Raw genomic sequence first — 14,682 nt, forward strand, 5'->3', positions numbered from 1 at the left:
ACGCGGTCTAACCGCGCTCGGGCGGCACTGAAGACAATTCGAACGGGCTGCTGCTGCGCCGCTGGTTGCGATCTTCCCGCGGCGTGGCACCGAAGAAATTGCGATAGGCGCTGGAGAAATGCGGCCCTGAAGAAAAGCCACACGAGAGGCCGATCTGAATGATCGACTTGCTGGTCTGCATCAACATCTGCCGGGCCTTGTTCAGGCGCAATTCCAGGTAGTACTGGCTCGGCACACGGTTGAGGTATTGCTTGAAGATCCGCTCCAACTGTCGACGGGACACGCACACGTGTTGGGCGATTTCGTCGGTGGTCAGCGGTTCTTCGATGTTGGCTTCCATCAGCAACACCGCTTGGGTGAGCTTCGGATGACTGGAACCGAGACGGTTCTGCAACGGAATGCGCTGACGCTCGCCACCTTCGCGGATGCGTTCAACCACCAGTTCTTCCGAGACTGCACCGGCCAGTTCTGCACCGTGATCGCGAGCCAGCACCGCCAGCAACAGATCGAGCACGGACATGCCGCCGCATGCGGTCAAGCGATCGCGATCCCAGTCGAACAGGTGACTGGTGGCGATGACTTTCGGAAAGCGCTCGGCGAAATCGTCCTGCCAGCGCCAGTGCACCGCCGCGCGATAACCGTCGAGCAAACCGAGTTGCGCCAATGGATAAACGCCAGCGGACAAACCGCCGATGACCGTGCCCGCACGCACCAGTTGCTTGAGCGCACTGCTGAGCGCCGGGGCCAATGTGGTCGGCGGCTCGTCAGCGAGCAGGAACAGTTTCTGGAAGTTTTCGAGCTTGCCGGTCCAGGCCTCACCGGGCAGTTGCCAGGCGCCTTCGGCCCCGGCTCCTGTAACGGCTTCGGCCTGCAGGAACGACAGTTCGTAAACCACGTCCGGGTGCACACGCTGAGCAACACGCAAGGCTTCCTCCGCCAGCGCCAGCGTCAACGCTTTAGTGCTGGGCCAAATCAGGAAACCAATTCGATGGGCAGTCATGGGCGGGCAATCCGAAACGAAGAACAGTGATGAAGGCAAGGGCCAATGCTAGCCCGTAAATGAACACAAATCTTGAAACTGCGCAGATCAAATGTAGGAGTGAGCCTGCTCGCGATGGCGGTGTAACAGTCAACATTACTGCTGTCTGAACCACCGCTTTCGCGAGCAGGCTCACTCCTACAAGGGATTTTGGTCGGTCTCTAGGTCGCGAAGCATGACCTAATCTGGTGCATAACGGCAGCGATTACTTGAGGCTGCCCGAGAGGAATTGTTGCAAACGTTCAGACTGCGGATTCACCAGCACTTCACGCGGGTTGCCGCTTTCTTCAACAACGCCTTTGTGCAGGAACACCAACTGGTTCGACACTTCACGGGCAAAGCCCATCTCGTGGGTCACCACAACCATGGTGCGACCTTCCTGAGCCAGCGCTTGCATGACTTTCAGCACGTCGCCCACCAGCTCCGGGTCGAGCGCCGAAGTCGGTTCGTCGAACAGCATGACTTCCGGTTCCATCGCCAGCGCACGAGCAATCGCCACGCGCTGCTGCTCGCCACCGGACATGTGCCCCGGGAACGCGTCTTTACGATGGGCCACGCCAACCTTGTTCAGGTAGTGCTCGGCTTTCTCGCGGGCTTCGGCCTTGGACACGCCGAGTACATGAACCGGCGCTTCCATGATGTTTTCCAGCGCAGTCATGTGTGACCACAGGTTGAAATGCTGGAACACCATCGACAGGCGCGAACGCATGCGTTGCAGCTGCTTCGGATCAGCGGCTTTCAGCGCGCCGTCCTTGTTCGCCACCAGTTTCAGCTCTTCGTTGTTGAGCAGAATCTTGCCCGCGTGCGGCTGCTCAAGCAGGTTGATGCAGCGCAGGAAAGTACTTTTGCCGGAGCCACTGGAGCCGATGATGCTGATCACATCGCCGGCTGCCGCTTTCAGGGACACGCCCTTGAGCACTTCGTGACTGCCATAGCGTTTATGCAGGTCTTGGACTTCAAGTTTGTACATGCGGTCGGTTCTCACAAAAACAGTCAGTCAGTCGTTGAGCAAGCGCCCGTGACGCAACGCTTCGCGCCCCGCCACCTTGGCCAGCCAGAAACCGGGTTGGGCATAACGCAGCCGTTCAATGGCAAACAGCACCCCGGAGGTACCAGCACATACCGTGCTGACCCGATCGGACAGAGGATCAATCACTTCAAAAATCTCATCACCCGCCTCGACCCACTCGCCGGGCTTGCGCAGAAAACTGACGACGCCCGGATGCGGCGCGAACAGCAACTCAGTGCCCTCGAACGGCATGCCTTCACAGGCTTCGTGCGCCGGGTTCGGCCACTCGCCGGTGATCAAGCCTTGCTCGGCGAGGAACGCAAGAATGCCTTCAGCATACGCACAGGCTTCGGCGCGACCGGTGTCGGCCTGACCGCCAAGCTCAATCGTGGTCGCCAGACATGCCAACGGAACCTGCGCATCGGGGAACTGACGCGACAGACGCAACCATGGCAGCGAGCAAGCTTCATCGAACGAGCTGCCGCCGGAATCTTCCGCGAGCAATCCGACCTTCACATTCAGGTGCGCGGCCAGCGAACGCCACTGCGGCCAGTGCTGCGGCAACGCATACATGTGCAGCGCGGCTTCGGCATCGCAATGCAGATCGAGCACCACATCAGCGGTGCAAGCGTGGCTGAGCAACACACGCTGCATACCTTGCAACTGGCTACTCGCCTCCGGCAATGCCGCCAAGTGATCAGCCATGGCCTGACGGATCAGACGCACATTGGCATGCGGATCATCACCGAGACGCTCGGCCAATGCTGCCGCAACCGGCGCGCTCAGCTCGACGAAATCACGGTTGAAATTCTTGCCGCTGCCGGCCTCGAAACGGCCCTGGTGATTGCCTTGCAGCAATTGCCCAAGACCCAACGGGTTGGCGACCGGCACCAGTTCGATGACGCCGTTGAGCAAGCCTTTGGCTTCGAGTTCGCCAAGGCGCTTTTTCAGCTCCCAAGCGGTGCGCATGCCCGGCAATTCGTCAGCGTGCAGGCTGGCCTGAATGTAGGCCTTGCGCTCGCCGCGTCCGAAACGGAACACGGAAATCTTGCGCTCGCTGCCCAGGTGGCTCCACGGCAATACGTGGTCGATGCGTTCCATATCAGTGCTTCCGCGGGGCCAGGTAGCTCAACCAGCGACGCTCGGCCAGTTTGAACAGCTTGACCAGAATGAACGTCAGGCACAGGTAGAACACGCCAGCGGTGATGTACGCCTCGAACGGCAGATAGAACTGCGCGTTGACCGTGCGCGCCGCGCCAGTGATGTCGATCAAGGTGACGATGGAGGCCAGACTGGTGGTCTGCAGCATCATGATCACTTCGTTGCTGTACTGCGGCAGTGCCCGGCGCAGGGCCGATGGCAGCAGAATGCGCTTGTACAGTTTGAAGCGCGACATGCCCATGGCCTTGGCCGCTTCGATCTCACCGTTCGGCGTGGCCTTGAGACTTCCGGCGATGATCTCGGCGGTGTAGGCGCTGGTGTTGACCGCAAAGGCCAGGCACGCACAGAACGTTGCGCTGGACAGCCACGGCCACAAGAAGCTTTCGCGTACTGCTTCGAACTGCGCCAGACCGTAGTAGATCAGGAACAGTTGCACCAGCATCGGCGTGCCACGGATCACGTAGGTGTACAGCCACGCGGCGCCGTTGACGACCGGGTTCTTCGAGACGCGCATCAGCCCCAGCGGCAGGGCCGCGAGCAGACCGAAAAACAGCGACAGCGCGAGCAGTTTGAGGGTGGTCAGCAGGCCGCCGAGGTACAGCGGCATGGCCTCCCAAATGACGTTGTAGTCGAAGATCATAGATCAGCCGCCCTTACGCCTACCGAGTAGCGCTTCTCAAGTTGACGCAGGATCAGCAACGAAACACTGGTGATCACCAGGTACATCGCCGCCACTGCGAGGAAGAAGGTGAAAGGCTCGCGGGTGGCATCTGCCGCCTGCTTGGCCTTGAACATCATGTCTTGCAGACCGACCACGGAAATCAGCGCGGTCGCCTTGGTGAGTACCAGCCAGTTGTTGGTGAAGCCCGGAATCGCCAGGCGAATCATCTGCGGCACCATCACTCGGAAGAACACCTGAAAACTGCTCATGCCATACGCCATGCCCGCTTCGGCCTGACCTTTGGGAATGGCCATGAACGCGCCACGGAAGGTTTCCGACAGGTACGCACCGAAGATGAAACCGAGGGTGCCTATACCGGCGGCCAGCGGATTCAGATCGATGTAGTCGTCATAGCCGAGCATCGGTGCGACGCGGTTGAGCAAGTCCTGACCGCCGTAGAAAATCAGCAGGATCAGCACCAGATCGGGAATCCCGCGGATCACCGTGGAATACAGATCGCCCAGCCAGGCCAGCCAGCGCACCGGCGACAGGCGCAACGCGACACCGATCAGCCCGAGAACGATGGCCAGAGCCATGGACGACAAGGCGAGCTGAAGCGTCAGCCATGCGCCATCGAGGATGACAGCCCCGTAGCCTTTCAACATGATTCAGGTCCTCGAAAGTTGGGATGAAAAAATGGCGCAAACCGCAGAGATCCTGTTGCTTGCGCCATTTCGGACTTGTCGCAGAGACGTCTTACTTGCCGTAGATATCGAAGGCGAAGTACTTGTCCTGGATTGCTTTGTATTTGCCGTTTTCGCGGATGGCCGCGATGGCCGCGTTGATCTTGTCTTTCAGGGCGTCGCCCTTACGCACGGCAATGCCTACGCCGTCGCCGAAGTATTTGACGTCGGTGAACTGTGGACCGACGAAAGCGAAGCCTTTGCCGGAATCGGTGTTCAGGAAGCCATCTTGCAGCAGGGTAGCGTCAGCCACAGTGCCGTCGAGGCGACCAGCGGCCACGTCGAGGTAGATTTCGTTCTGCGAGCCGTACGGCTTGATCTCGGCGCCCAGTGGGGCCAGGACTTCGCGAGCGAAGCGCTCGTGGATCGAACCACGTTGTACGCCGATGTTCTTGCCCTTCAGCTCAGCCAGACCTTCGCTGACCTGAGTACCGGCCTTCATCACCAGACGTGCCGGGGTGTTGTAGTACTTGTTGGTGAAGTCGACCGACTTCTTGCGATCTTCAGTGATCGACATCGACGACAGAATTGCGTCGATCTTGCGCACTTTCAGTGCCGGGATCAGACCGTCGAACTCTTGCTCGATCCACACGCACTTGACCTGCATCTGCTCGCACAGAGCGTTGCCGATGTCGTAGTCGAAACCGACGATGCTGCCATCCGGCGCTTTCGAGGCGAACGGAGGGTAAGCCGCTTCGATACCGATCTTCAGAGGTTTTTCGTCAGCGAAGGCATTCAGCGACAGCACGGACAGTGCCAGGGCGCCAAGCAGCACAAGTTTCTTCATCTCGGGACTCCATCGGTAAAGGGCAAAAACGGCAGAGTGAGCGACAGCCCAATATGCGAATGGGTGAATCGGGAAATCGGTTGCTGCATCGGTGGGAAATTTCCCATTGAAACCGAAGGAGGTTTCAACGTCAGCCACGATGAGCGAGTGATCGGCATTCTAACGACAGGCCGGAAGCCGATATTTCTTCAATGCGACAACTAATTACAGATGCACAGAGAAAGCGACTTTGGCACATTGACAGCCCTGCAATTTCATGCAAGAGCGAAAGACAGTGAACCGATCCATGTTGCAAATTGCGGGCCTATTATTCGCAAACCCTTCTAATCCGGCAAGCGCAGCGTTGTGTCTTATTTTTCACTGGGGGTTTAGAAGCTCTAAAACGGGGCAATGCGTTTCCCTTTGCCCCGTCGCGGGGCGGGCGGTTACACATTCGGTTACGTGGAAGGTGTTGGGTAACAGCGGGAAATGTCTTACGGGGGAGATCGATAATTATTGGTTGGTCGGGTCTGCGTTCCGACAGCGGACTACACCAGCGCCTGACAGATTGCTATCGCGAGCAGGCTCACTCCTACAGGGATCGCATTCCATCTGAAGGAACCCGGTCAATTGTAGGAGCGAGCCTGCTCGCGAAGAGGCCCGCCCATCCCCCCCCCCAGACACAAAAAAGCCCCGCGCGGCATACACCGGACAGGGCTTTCTTTTTTTCAGACCTGCTACTTAAGCAACATTCATGGTCTTGTGCGTATCAATCAAATGCTGCACCACACCCGGATCCGCCAGCGTCGAGATATCCCCCAACCCGTCATATTCCGCCGTGGCAATCTTGCGCAGAATCCGGCGCATGATCTTGCCCGAACGGGTCTTCGGCAGCCCCGGCGCCCACTGGATCACATCCGGCGAAGCAATCGGCCCAATCTCTTTGCGCACCCAGTTTTTCAATTCCAGACGCAGTTGCTCGGTCGGCTCCTCGCCATTCTTCAACGTGACATAGACATAAATGCCCTGCCCTTTGATGTCATGCGGCACGCCGACCACCGCTGCCTCAGCGACTTTCGGATGCGCAACCATCGCGCTCTCGATCTCGGCCGTGCCCATACGGTGACCGGACACGTTGAGCACGTCATCGACACGCCCGGTGATCCAGTAGTAACCATCGGCATCACGACGCGCGCCGTCACCGGTGAAGTACATGCCACGGAACGTCTTGAAGTAGGTATCAACGAAACGATCGTGATCGCCATACAGCGTGCGCGCCTGACCTGGCCACGAATCGAGAATCACCAGATTGCCTTCAGCCTCGCCCTCGATGATGTTACCGAGGTTGTCGACCAGCGCCGGCACCACACCAAAGAACGGACGCGCCGCCGAACCCGGCTTCAGCGCGTGCGCACCCGGCAGCGGGCTCATCATGTTGCCGCCGGTTTCGGTCTGCCACCAGGTATCAACGATCGGGCAACGCGACTTGCCGACATTCTTGTAGTACCAATCCCAGGCTTCCGGGTTGATCGGCTCGCCGACCGAACCGAGCAGACGCAGGCTGCTGCCATCCGCGCCTTCAACAGCGGCTTGACCCGAGGCCATCATCGCGCGAATCGCGGTCGGTGCGGTGTAGAGGATGTTGACCTTGTGCTTGTCGACGATCTTCGCCACCCGGGTGATGTCCGGATAGTTCGGCACGCCTTCGAACAACAGCGTGGTCGCGCCATTGGCCAGCGGGCCGTAGACGATGTAGCTGTGGCCGGTGACCCAGCCGACGTCGGCGGTGCACCAGTAGACTTCGCCTGGACGGTAGTCGAAAACGCGCTCGTGGGTCATCGCCGCGTACAGCAGATAACCGCCGGTGGTGTGTTGCACGCCCTTCGGCTTGCCGGTCGAACCGGAGGTATAAAGGATGAACAGCGCTTCTTCGGCGCCCATCTCTTTCGGCGCGCAGACAGTGCCCGCCACTTTCATCAGGTCTTCGTACCAGATGTCGCGATGCTGGTTCCACTTGATGTCGCCACCAGTGCGCTTGCAGACGATGACTTTCTGGATACTGCTGGTTTCCGGATTGGTCAGCGCATCGTCGACGTTGGCCTTGAGGGAAATCTTCTTGCCGGCACGGATGCCTTCGTCAGCGGTGATCACCACTTTCGATTTGCAGTCGATGATGCGACCAGCCAGGGCTTCCGGCGAGAAACCGCCGAACACCACCGAGTGAATCGCGCCGATCCGGGTGCAGGCCAGCATGGCGACCACGGCTTCGGGAATCATCGGCATATAAATGGTCACCACGTCGCCGCGGTGCACGTCCTGACCACGCAGGGCGTTGGCCAGTTTGCACACTTGTTCGTGCAGTTCGCGGTAGGTGATGTTGCGGCTCTCGGAAGGATCGTCGCCTTCCCAGATGATCGCGACTTGATCGCCGCGCTCGGCCAGATGACGGTCGAGGCAGTTGTAGGAAACATTCAGGGTGCCGTCGGCAAACCACTTGATGTCGACATGGTGATCGTCGAACGACGTCTGTTTCACCGTGGTGAAAGGTTTGATCCAGTCGAGACGCTTGGCTTGCTCGCGCCAGAAGCCGTCAGGGTTGACGACCGACTGCTGGTACATGGCTTTGTAGGTCGCCTCGTCAGTCAGCGTGTTAGCCAGAACCTCGGGACGAACGGGATACAGAGAAGCCGCACTCATCTTTCCTACCTCGGTGTAATAGTTGTTTTTGTATGACCCTGTTGTAACGGGGCGGGGGCCATAGAACCATTCGACGATGGTAGTAACAAGCCCCTACAAAACATCCAGATACCCCGCACCGAAGCCCTACGCCGATCCCCCAAACACCACAGAACCCCTGTGGGAGCTTGCCTGCAAGCGAATCAGACAACTCGGTCCCACAGACAAAACACCCGGTTATCAATCCCCATCTCAAGGGATTGTTACCAAATCTGCCAAAGGTGTTTATCAAAACCTGCTCTGTTTACCCCCGCCCCATCTCCCTAAAATTCACCTCGCCAACAAGGCAAACGCGATTAACAACGATACAGCCCCCACGAAGGCCGTTAATCCAGCTCTCAAGTAATAACTGCAAACGATGAAGTTACACACGCAACCCCATAAAGGTTGCGTGACCCCACTCGACCTCAAAAAGGTAAATTTGAAATGAAAGCTTTATTGGTTCTGGCCCTCAGCAGTCTGTGCGCAACCGCCATGGCAGATGAGGTCCCGACTGATGTCGCACAGCAACAGCCGGTGATCGAGGAATACACTTACTCCACGCACCTGGACATCGCCAAAGTTGTTTCCATGAGCGAAGTTCCGAATGTCTGCGAAGTGGTTCCGGCCAAAATGGAGTACGACGACTCCAAAGGCCAGCGCCACATCCTGCGTTACAGCGTCATGGGCAACGGCTGCACCAATTGATGATTCGAGACTGCACCGAATTGGATCTCTCAGCGCTTCATTGAGGGTCGATTCCAGCCCGACTTCGGTCGGGCTCAGTTGTGTTTGAAACCGTCAGAAATGCTTGCAAAACACTAGATGTAGTGAAAAACCGATTTTTTTGTTCGTTTTTTGAGCAAATTCACAATGGCGAGATTTTTACGAAAAAAAATCTATCCCCGGCAAAGCCCTGTAAACCCTCACTCTCGTCGAAAAACCACCCTCCTCGACCGCTCCATGCGCGGATTCGCCTCAGCACAGCCGTGTTTTTTTCCCTATAATGCCGCCCCATACGGGTCAGCAATATTCCCTTACAGGGAGCAAAAGCCATTCTGAAGCCCCGCAGCAGCGTTCAACGCTGATTGCGCCCATCAGAGGCTCTCGGAACCCGTCAAAATTTCTGTTTATTTGCCTGCGTGCATCGCTGCAAAAAACGACATCCAACGCGGTCTGTACGACCGTGTGAAAAACCAACCAATCAGGTTTCACACGGGCACAGGCCCTCACGCAGGAGACGACACGTCATGCTGAGCTGGGACGAATTCGACAAAGAAGACAGTGAAGTAGCAACCGTGAAAGGCGCCAACGCCGGCCACGCTACTGAAGCCAACATGGACCGCCTCGACAACGCTGGCGGTGCCGCCGCGATCGAAGCCCGCGCCGTGACCGCCGACGACTCGGCCGCTGTCGCCCGCGCCAAGGCTGCACTGAACTCCCTCGACGTCGCCGAAGGCCTCGCCGAACTCGAAGGCGCCTCCGCCCGTGTCGCCGTTGACGAAAAGCGCATGATCAACTGCCGCGCCGACCTCAACCAACTCGTGCCATTCAAGTACGACTGGGCCTGGCAGAAGTATCTGGACGGTTGCGCAAACCACTGGATGCCGCAAGAAGTCAACATGACCGCCGACATCGCCCTCTGGAAAGACCCGGAAGGCCTGACCGACGACGAGCGCCGCATCGTCATGCGTAACCTCGGCTTCTTCTCCACCGCCGACTCCCTGGTTGCCAACAACCTGGTACTGGCCGTGTACCGCCTGATCACCAACCCGGAATGCCGCCAGTACATCCTGCGCCAGGCCTTCGAAGAGGCGATCCACACCCACGCCTACCAGTACTGCATCGAATCGCTGGCCATGGATGAAGGCGAGATCTTCAACATGTACCACGAGATCCCATCGGTAGCTAAAAAAGCCGCCTGGGGCCTGAAGTACACCCGTTCGATCTCCGATCCGAAGTTCGAAACCGGCACCCCGGACACCGACAAAGAGTTGCTGCGCAACCTGATCGCCTACTACTGCGTCCTGGAAGGCATCTTCTTCTACTGCGGCTTCACCCAGATCCTCTCCATGGGCCGCCGCAACAAAATGACCGGCGTCGCCGAGCAGTTCCAGTACATCCTGCGCGACGAATCCATGCACCTGAACTTCGGCATCGACGTGATCAACCAGATCAAAATCGAAAACCCACATTTGTGGGATGCTGAGATGAAAGAAGAAGCGACCCAGATGATTCTGCAGGGTACGCAGCTGGAGATCGAATACGCGCGTGACACTATGCCTCGCGGCGTACTGGGCATGAACGCGGCGATGATGGAGGACTACCTGAAGTTCATCGCTAACCGTCGTTTGTCGCAGATTGGTTTGAAAGAGGAATATCCAGGGACGACTAACCCGTTCCCTTGGATGAGCGAGATTATGGACTTGAAGAAAGAGAAGAATTTCTTTGAGACTCGCGTGATCGAATACCAAACTGGTGGTGCGTTGAGCTGGGACTAATAGTCTCGCTCGGCACGATTTGACGATTGCGGTTTGAGTCGGCGAGTCGAGAAAGCAAAGAGCCCCGATCTGATCGGGGCTTTTTTTATGGACGATAGGTAAACCGTTTTACGCCTACGCCACAGAGCTCAATCTCCTACAGCACTTACAGTCGCTTCCCATTGAAGCGTGCTGCGAGCACTACTAAGCTCTATCGCAGGTGCCTAAGAAACGCCCAACGTAGAAAGCTTGGTCAGTGACACAGACGTGTAATTCGTCGGTGGCAACTGCTCTGCTCGTTGGGATTTCTTAAGTCCGCTCTACGTTGGGGTCAGGTCCTCCCAAATCCAAACGTAGAGGCCATAGATATGTCTGATCCATGCTCGGTAACCGTCTTCTCTCGCCACAACCTTTCTCTGCATGCCCTTCTACTCGAAAACCAGCCATGGTTTTCCGCCCGCGATGTTGGCCGTTTGATGGGTTTCCATCTGAATGATCGAGTGGTCAACAAGCTAGATATCGATCAACGCCGCGTCATGTGGATTGAGTACTTTCGAGAACCTGAACAGCAACTGATGCTCAGTGAATCTGGGGTGTATGCGCTGTTGGTCTATCACTACGTTCCGGGTAACCGGTTATTGCGTGAGTGGTTGACCAATGAGGTAGTGCCAACCTTGCGCGATGCGGAGGATTCAGGAGATTCGAATCGGCCAATGTTGAGCTTGTTGGATTGGCCGGAGATGTCTTTGAGTTTGCTGCATTGGCAGGATGAGGGCTGGATTCGGCTTCGGGATATGCCTTACCTGTTGAACGGTCAGAAGTCACGACGAGCTTCTCTAGAGAACCCCTGGTGGCGAAGGGTTAGGCAGGCGTTTCAGTCTTCGAAGCACTCGATGGGCTAGGGATGGGTTTGTAGGACTGCGCGAGATTCGTCGCTTTTTTATGTAGGAATTTTCGTAGACAGCAGTAATGGCCACTCAGTATCGTCCGAGGGTTTTCAACCCTCGGCGATTTTATGAGCGACAAGAAAAAAGACACTGACTGGACTGTTGCTGAGATTGAGGCAGCGGTTGATGCCTACCTGAAAATGTTTGAGCTTGAGCGAATCGGCCAAAAATTCAACAAGGCACATGAGAATCGCGTACTGCGTGCATCTGCCCTGCACAATCGCACTGAAGGCTCAGTTGAATTCCGCATGCAGAACATCTCTGCCGTTTTATTGAGAATGCATAGGGAATACATCAAAGGGTACAAGCCAGCTAGAAACGTTGGGTCCAACGTTGAGCCAGCCATCCGAGCAGTGTTGATTGCCAAAGGGGTAACGCTTGGGGATCCAACGGTTGCGACTGCGGATGAAGAAGCACTAGAGCAGAGAGCTCTGGCGCTAGAGAAACTGCCTCTTGAAGATGAACCTGCGGGGATTGTGAAGCCGAAGCGCGCTCCCGCCCAGAGCACTGCATTTATACGTGACCCGAAGGTTAGAGCCTGGGTTCGTCAGAAAGCCAAAGGGATATGTGAAGGGTGCGGTGAACCGGCTCCATTCACTAAAAATGACTCGCCTTACCTTGAAGTTCATCACGTGAGGCATTTGGCGAATAAGGGTTCTGATCGAATCAGCAACGCTGTAGCTCTCTGTCCGAACTGCCATCGGCGCTGCCATCACTCGAATGACAGCAGGGAGTTCACCGAGTCGCTCTATGACAGGGTTAAACGGTTGAAGCGTGAGTACCCGAACCGAAAAACGATGTGACGAGAGAGCTTGCCCTCGCTCGGCCGTGAAATCTGGTTGATGCCACCAATCGCCAGCAGGCTAGCTCCCACAGATTCCGCATCATCCTGAAAACAATCAGTGCAACCCGCCCCGCCTCCCGCTATTAATACCCCTCCCCCACTCAAGGACCCGAGCCCCACCATGAAATTCGATCTCGCCTACTGCCTCAGCCTCGACGACAAGTTGTCGATCTATGACGTTCGCGATCTCAATTTCGATGAGACGGTGGCCTTCGACTCTGCGAAGGAACACTTCCAGTGCCCCAACGATGCCTGTCGTTCGGCGTTCGAGGCTTCCAACGAGTTGGGTACGTTCAACGCCAAGAACGTGAATTACGTGCGCACGCCGCACTTCAAGAATCTGCCCACTACGCAGCATGTGGCGGGTTGTCCGTATGTGAGTTTGAAGGCGTTGGCGTCTGGCGTTGAAACGGCGGATGGCGAGGTGGATGACGGTCGTGAGGAACACTTTCCATCGGAGTTGTTACTGACCCGGCGTGAGTATGTGCGCAAGCCTGTCGCGCCAGCGGGGGCGGCGGATGTGTTGCGCGATGATCCGGTGCTAGTGACGGCGGACAGTGGTAAAGAGTCGGCGGGGCGTGAGTCGGCGCCGGACAAGACCAGTGTGTTTGCGCATCCGGTGGAGTGTTTTGTTTCCAACTTCGCGGACAAGGAGTTGCTCAAGCGGATGCCGTTGAAGGTCGGCGAGCATTCGGCGCCGTACAGTTCGTTCTTCAAGAAGATTGAGTATCTGACGGACAACAAGGGGCTGATTTACTGGGGGCGGATCAAGAAGATCGAGGACTTCCACAGTGCCAGTTTTCGCATCGATTTCGAGGACAAGGTCTGGTTCAAGAAGCCCGAGGACAGTAAGAAGAAGCCGTATCCGGTCAGTGTTTATCTGAACAAGAAGCTGATCGACAACTACCGCAAGCGCAAGGCGTTTCTGGAGGAGATCAAGCACGCGGCGGATAGCGACAAGGCGTTGTTCTGTTTCTTCTATGGGGTGACACCGGAGTTGAAGCAGGTGCCCGGCAAGAAGAACCCCGAAAAGCCTTTCGAGGTCTTCAATGCCAATATCGAGAACCTGGATCACTTCATTATTCGTGAAGCGCCGGGTCTGGAGTGACGGTTAGCCCTGGGGCAGTTGCAGTTTGACGGCGCCGGGGTGTTGTTTGACGAGTGAGTACGGCAGGATCGACCAGTCGGGTGAATCGCAGGCTCGTTCTATGCGGGCGAAGTACGCTCCGATGTACAAACCTTTTTCGGTGAAGTGCCAGTTGGAATAGCTCCAGTTGTCTTCATTGGTGAAGTCGCAACTGTCTTCATCTCCGCCTGCCGGTTTCTTCATTTCATCCGGGTACAGTGCGGTGAGCTGCTTTATTAGCCACGGCTTGAAGATTTCGCGTTGGTACTTTGAGCGCGCTGCGTCTTCGGCCTCGGTCAATGGCTGGTCACCGCCTCGGTAACGATCAGCGTGAAGGATTGGCTGACCCTCGCCCACCCAGAGCACGTCTTCGAGCGACAACGGATGGCCGGTTTTCACATCGATGTTAAGTGGTGAATCGCCGAAGTCCGGGTGCGCACCGCCGCAGTCGTAGCTGGTGGAGATGTTCAGGCTGATGACGCTGGGCGAGATAAATGTCGGGGTGACGTCCTGAAGGAATTCGGCGTAACCGCGACCTCGCAACTGGCAACCGTAGTAACTGATGGCCTCGTCCCACAAGCGCCCGAGCAACTGCTGGTTAACCCGTTGCAGATCTTCTTTTGGCATCCCGGATTCGATGCTGAACATGGACATCTTGGTATCAGGCTCTTCCCACCATTGCAGGGAGTAGCCCATGAAGTCCTGCTTTTTACCAGGTTTGAGTTTCAATCCCTGAAGCCGTAGATATTCGTAGGGCTCGCTCTTGGGCAACTTGGCGATGTAGGGCAATGCATTCGCCGGCACTTCGGGAAGTGGCGTATCAGTGACGAGTACGGGCAACTTTTTGCCCTTGGGGTTTTGCCATTCGCCCTTCCAGCCGCCATCAATCTGTTGCAGTTTCAGCGTGGGTAACGGCTTGCTCGGCTCCATACGATCACTGCCCTCTGTGAGCAGCAATATGTCATTTTGATAGGTGCCGTTAAGCTCTAGATCGCGGTGAAACTTCTCATAGAAGTAGCGACCGGTGACTTGCCCCGGGTCACTAATATCGACTTCGAAGACGATCGGCATTTTGCCCAACGTGCCGGTGAACACCATCCGGTTGTCTTCAGCGTGTGCGGTGGATTGCAGCGAGAACAGCACAGCGGCGCAGGTTGCCAGGCGCATCAGTCCCTTGAGCATTGATCGTTC

At 56.9% G+C, this 14,682-nt stretch carries 13 protein-coding genes; 5 read left to right on the forward strand and 8 right to left on the reverse strand.

Annotated elements, in window-relative coordinates; all coding sequences use genetic code 11:
* Positions 1-7: 7 nt before the first annotated feature.
* The 7 genes from argR to acs all read right to left on the reverse strand — a co-directional run bounded on the left by argR (position 8) and on the right by acs (position 8,076).
* The gene (argR, locus tag PspR84_RS21820) at positions 8-1,000 is read right to left on the reverse strand and encodes a transcriptional regulator ArgR (RefSeq protein ID WP_174244476.1); all 993 of its coding nucleotides are present in this window, start codon (positions 998-1,000) and stop codon (positions 8-10) included.
* A gap of 244 nt (positions 1,001-1,244) precedes the next feature.
* Entirely contained in the window at positions 1,245-2,009 is a 765-nt protein-coding gene (locus PspR84_RS21825; protein WP_003227281.1) for an ATP-binding cassette domain-containing protein, read from the reverse strand.
* A gap of 27 nt (positions 2,010-2,036) precedes the next feature.
* Positions 2,037-3,149 carry a M14 family metallopeptidase gene (locus PspR84_RS21830; protein ID WP_160059098.1) on the reverse strand — a complete coding sequence of 371 codons (1,113 nt, stop codon included), beginning with the start codon at positions 3,147-3,149 and terminating at the stop codon, positions 2,037-2,039.
* Between the two features lies 1 nt (position 3,150).
* A complete protein-coding gene (locus PspR84_RS21835; protein WP_007912703.1) occupies positions 3,151-3,849 on the reverse strand; it encodes an ABC transporter permease in 699 nt (232 codons plus the stop codon).
* Positions 3,846-4,535, reverse strand: coding sequence for an ABC transporter permease (locus PspR84_RS21840; protein ID WP_007912702.1), 690 nt, complete (start codon positions 4,533-4,535; stop codon positions 3,846-3,848). Before PspR84_RS21840 ends, PspR84_RS21835 begins: the two co-directional genes overlap by 4 nt.
* 91 nt (positions 4,536-4,626) lie before the next feature.
* On the reverse strand, positions 4,627-5,400 hold the full coding sequence (locus tag PspR84_RS21845) for an ABC transporter substrate-binding protein (RefSeq protein ID WP_160059099.1): 774 nt from the start codon (positions 5,398-5,400) through the stop codon (positions 4,627-4,629).
* Between the two features lie 720 nt (positions 5,401-6,120).
* The gene (gene acs / locus PspR84_RS21850) at positions 6,121-8,076 is read right to left on the reverse strand and encodes an acetate--CoA ligase (RefSeq protein ID WP_007912698.1); all 1,956 of its coding nucleotides are present in this window, start codon (positions 8,074-8,076) and stop codon (positions 6,121-6,123) included.
* A gap of 465 nt (positions 8,077-8,541) precedes the next feature.
* Between acs and PspR84_RS21855 the strand changes: the two genes are divergently transcribed.
* The 5 genes from PspR84_RS21855 (at position 8,542) to PspR84_RS21875 (ending at position 13,473) form a co-directional block, all read left to right on the forward strand.
* Positions 8,542-8,802: a DUF2790 domain-containing protein gene (locus PspR84_RS21855; RefSeq protein ID WP_027612631.1), complete on the forward strand. Its 261-nt coding sequence runs from the start codon at positions 8,542-8,544 to the stop codon at positions 8,800-8,802.
* A 542-nt stretch (positions 8,803-9,344) separates the two neighbouring features.
* Complete coding sequence (locus PspR84_RS21860; RefSeq protein WP_008084848.1) at positions 9,345-10,595, forward strand: ribonucleotide-diphosphate reductase subunit beta; 1,251 nt, start codon at positions 9,345-9,347, stop codon at positions 10,593-10,595.
* 347 nt (positions 10,596-10,942) lie between these two features.
* The gene (locus PspR84_RS21865; protein ID WP_160059100.1) at positions 10,943-11,476 is read left to right on the forward strand and encodes a Bro-N domain-containing protein; all 534 of its coding nucleotides are present in this window, start codon (positions 10,943-10,945) and stop codon (positions 11,474-11,476) included.
* Positions 11,477-11,589: 113 nt separating this feature from the next.
* Positions 11,590-12,324 carry an HNH endonuclease gene (locus PspR84_RS21870; protein ID WP_160059101.1) on the forward strand — a complete coding sequence of 245 codons (735 nt, stop codon included), beginning with the start codon at positions 11,590-11,592 and terminating at the stop codon, positions 12,322-12,324.
* A gap of 162 nt (positions 12,325-12,486) precedes the next feature.
* Positions 12,487-13,473, forward strand: coding sequence for a hypothetical protein (locus PspR84_RS21875; RefSeq protein ID WP_160059102.1), 987 nt, complete (start codon positions 12,487-12,489; stop codon positions 13,471-13,473).
* Positions 13,474-13,476: 3 nt separating this feature from the next.
* Here the strand turns inward: PspR84_RS21875 and PspR84_RS21880 are convergent, their stop codons facing one another.
* Positions 13,477-14,673, reverse strand: a complete 1,197-nt coding sequence (locus PspR84_RS21880; protein WP_160059103.1) for a hypothetical protein — start codon at positions 14,671-14,673, stop codon at positions 13,477-13,479.
* Between the last annotated feature and the right edge of the window lie 9 nt (positions 14,674-14,682).

The organism is Pseudomonas sp. R84 (assembly GCF_009834515.1).
Lineage (GTDB): Bacteria > Pseudomonadota > Gammaproteobacteria > Pseudomonadales > Pseudomonadaceae > Aquipseudomonas.

Excerpts from the sequence above, each read along its gene's own strand:
- PspR84_RS21855 (WP_027612631.1), top strand. The coding sequence starts at position 8,542 with ATGAAAGCTTTATTGGTTCTGGCCCTCAGCAGTCTGTGCGCAACCGCC.
- PspR84_RS21880 (WP_160059103.1), bottom strand. The coding sequence starts at position 14,673 with ATGCTCAAGGGACTGATGCGCCTGGCAACCTGCGCCGCTGTGCTGTTC.
- acs (WP_007912698.1), bottom strand. The coding sequence starts at position 8,076 with ATGAGTGCGGCTTCTCTGTATCCCGTTCGTCCCGAGGTTCTGGCTAAC.
- argR (WP_174244476.1), bottom strand. The coding sequence starts at position 1,000 with ATGACTGCCCATCGAATTGGTTTCCTGATTTGGCCCAGCACTAAAGCG.
- PspR84_RS21830 (WP_160059098.1), bottom strand. The coding sequence starts at position 3,149 with ATGGAACGCATCGACCACGTATTGCCGTGGAGCCACCTGGGCAGCGAG.
- PspR84_RS21870 (WP_160059101.1), top strand. The coding sequence starts at position 11,590 with ATGAGCGACAAGAAAAAAGACACTGACTGGACTGTTGCTGAGATTGAG.
- PspR84_RS21835 (WP_007912703.1), bottom strand. The coding sequence starts at position 3,849 with ATGATCTTCGACTACAACGTCATTTGGGAGGCCATGCCGCTGTACCTC.
- PspR84_RS21845 (WP_160059099.1), bottom strand. The coding sequence starts at position 5,400 with ATGAAGAAACTTGTGCTGCTTGGCGCCCTGGCACTGTCCGTGCTGTCG.
- PspR84_RS21875 (WP_160059102.1), top strand. The coding sequence starts at position 12,487 with ATGAAATTCGATCTCGCCTACTGCCTCAGCCTCGACGACAAGTTGTCG.
- PspR84_RS21825 (WP_003227281.1), bottom strand. The coding sequence starts at position 2,009 with ATGTACAAACTTGAAGTCCAAGACCTGCATAAACGCTATGGCAGTCAC.
- PspR84_RS21865 (WP_160059100.1), top strand. The coding sequence starts at position 10,943 with ATGTCTGATCCATGCTCGGTAACCGTCTTCTCTCGCCACAACCTTTCT.
- PspR84_RS21860 (WP_008084848.1), top strand. The coding sequence starts at position 9,345 with ATGCTGAGCTGGGACGAATTCGACAAAGAAGACAGTGAAGTAGCAACC.
- PspR84_RS21840 (WP_007912702.1), bottom strand. The coding sequence starts at position 4,535 with ATGTTGAAAGGCTACGGGGCTGTCATCCTCGATGGCGCATGGCTGACG.